The organism is Kitasatospora sp. DSM 101779 (assembly GCF_025655475.1).
Taxonomy (GTDB): Bacteria; Actinomycetota; Actinomycetes; order Streptomycetales; family Streptomycetaceae; genus Kitasatospora.
This window is the reverse complement of the sequence record NZ_JAHTIK010000001.1, coordinates 2,639,157-2,641,451: the sequence shown is the minus strand read 5'-3', so window position 1 is coordinate 2,641,451 and position 2,295 is coordinate 2,639,157. Positions and strand designations below refer to the sequence as shown.

Here is a 2,295-nt window from a genome sequence, read left to right as displayed (position 1 = left end):
GCCCTGCGGGCGGTACCCGCTGCCCGGTGCCTGCGGCCGGTTCGGCGCGGCCGGCCCCTGCGGCCGGCCCTGTGCTCCGGGACGGCCCGGGCCGTCGGCCGGGCGGGGCATGCCGGGACGGTCGGCTAGGCCGCGGCCCGCACCGGTCTCGCGGGGCGCGCCGGTGCTGCGCGGAGCGCCGGGCGCGCCGGAAGTACCGGGCGGGGGGCCGGACGGTGAGCCGGGACGGCCCGGTGCGGTCGGGCGGTCGCTGCCCTCGGCGGGCTGGGGGCGCTTGCGCGGGGTGAAGAAGCTGTCGGCGCTCTCGGGCCGCTCGGTCGGTTCGGACACGGTCAGACCTCCACGATCGGGGCGGAGACCTCACCGGTGCGCCGCAGTTTCTGCCAGCGCAGCCGTCCGCCGGTGACCGCGGTGATCGACGACTGCAGCAGCACGGGGTACATGGGCTGCCGGTAGACCATCTGCTGGACCGGCAGGGTTATCGGGTGCCAGGGCCTCTCGCGGTCCAGCCGGAAGGCGTAGGAGGCGAGCAGGCCCTGGACGGCCAGCACACCGAACCAGGCGGCCAGGGTCTTCTGCGCGTCGACGAAGAGCACGCCGTGGAGCAGGAAGCGGTCGATGACCGGGGCGAGCAGCGGGGCGAGCACACCGAACAGCACGACCATCGGCAGGCCGAGCCGGCCGAAGCGGCCGCCGGGGCCGGGCTCGACCAGCGTGTGCGGGTGCTTCCACATCGCCTGCACGGTGCCGTAGCTCCAGCGGTAGCGCTGGGACCACCGCCCGCCCATGCCCGCCGGGGCCTGCGTCCGGGCGCGGGCCTTCCCGGCGTAGACGATCCGCCAGCCGTCGCGCAGCAGTGCGAGGTCGGGACGGGTGACGGTGTGGGGGCCGATCTCGTGGCCCTCGTCGACCATGCGCCGGACGATGTCCGGGTGCTGGGCGGCCGTCGAGCCCGGGATGAAGAGGCTGGCGTGCACCCCGCGGTCCTTGAGGATGTCGAGGAGCTTCGGGGGCCAGGTCGGATCCGGGCCTTCGTCGAGGCTGGGCACGATGGTGCGGTCGGGGATCCGGTAGCTGACCGGAGCGTCGTTCCTCTCGCCGCGGGCGTCGACGACCCGGCCGCCGGTCGGCAGGTCGGGCGGGACGGTACCGCTGTCGGCGGAATCGGCGGTGCGCTCGTCGTGGAACACCTCGGTGGTCGCCATGCCGCGGAGCACCATCAGGCCGCGCAGGCAGACCGGGAGGGTCACCGGCAGGAAGAACCTCAGCGGCGGCGCGGCGAGGCGGCGGGGGCGGAGCACCGACTGCCGACGGTGCTGACTGCGGGACATGGGCGTTCCTGGTGGGCCGGTACGGGGCGACGGGCGGCGGTGCGCAGGCTCAGTGGCCGACGGAGGCGGTGGTCGTGGTGGCGCCCGTTGTGCCGGTCCTGGTGGTGGTGCCGGTCTTCACCGTGGTGCCGGGCTTGGCGGTGGTCGACGCCTTCGTGCCGGCGGAGTGCGAGGCGGTGGCCTTGGCGGTGACGGACTTCGATGCGGAACCGCTCGGCTTGCCGGACGCGCCGGTGTGGCCGATCTGCGTGGCCCTGCCCGAGGCCGAGGGGCTCACCGACACGGAGGGCTCGGGCTGCGGGCTCGGCACCGCGGTGGGCGAGGCGAGCGAGTCGGGCAGCTCCAGCGGAGGGGCCTGGGCGACGGCGCCGAAGAGGCTCACCACCATGCCGACGGTGAAGAGCAGGCCGCTGCCGCCGACCAGCCAGCCCAGGTGCCGCAGGCGCCGACCGCGGGCCCCGGACTGGTCCACGAAGACCGGCGCGGGCTCGGCTCCGGCGGGTATGGCACTCCGGTCGTCGGTCCGGGGTTGGGAGATCGACATCGGGATCCGGGCCTTCCAGGGTCAGGCGGGCAGGCAGAACCGCCGTGTGGCAGACCGTAGTCCACCCGGTCGACCTGAATCAGTGTCAATGTCCGATGTGGGGAGATATGCGGTGAGCTTGTGACCGGATCGAGACGTGCGGCGGGCGCCTTCGGTGCGGACCGGACCACCTCGCAGGATGCCCGGACACGCCGACCGCTCCCGCCCGGTCGGTCCCCCGCGGCGCATCGGCACAGGGGCGCACGGCCCCGTGGCCAGACGACTTCCGGCGCCCGGCGCCGCCGCGGGCGCGGGGCGCCTGCTCGTTGCGCTGTTGCTGCCGCTGGCTGCTGCTCGCCACCGGCTGCTCGCGCGAGCGCCCGGTGCCGGACGCGGTGCCCGCCGGCGGCCGCGACGAGGGCGAGGGCGGCGGCGACACGG

Annotated in this window: 2 protein-coding genes and 1 pseudogene; all 3 read right to left on the bottom strand. The window is 75.4% G+C overall.

Annotated features, from left to right (window positions below; genetic code table 11):
- Window positions 1-330: pseudogene (locus tag KSNIM_RS12255) on the bottom strand (hypothetical protein); the annotation flags it as partial.
- Between the two features lie 2 nt (window positions 331-332).
- The gene (locus tag KSNIM_RS39420) at window positions 333-1,205 is read right to left on the bottom strand and encodes a bifunctional polysaccharide deacetylase/glycosyltransferase family 2 protein (protein WP_411543858.1); all 873 of its coding nucleotides are present in this window, start codon (window positions 1,203-1,205) and stop codon (window positions 333-335) included.
- A gap of 175 nt (window positions 1,206-1,380) precedes the next feature.
- Complete coding sequence (locus KSNIM_RS12240; RefSeq protein WP_263103271.1) at window positions 1,381-1,875, bottom strand: hypothetical protein; 495 nt, start codon at window positions 1,873-1,875, stop codon at window positions 1,381-1,383.
- Window positions 1,876-2,295 lie beyond the last annotated feature (420 nt).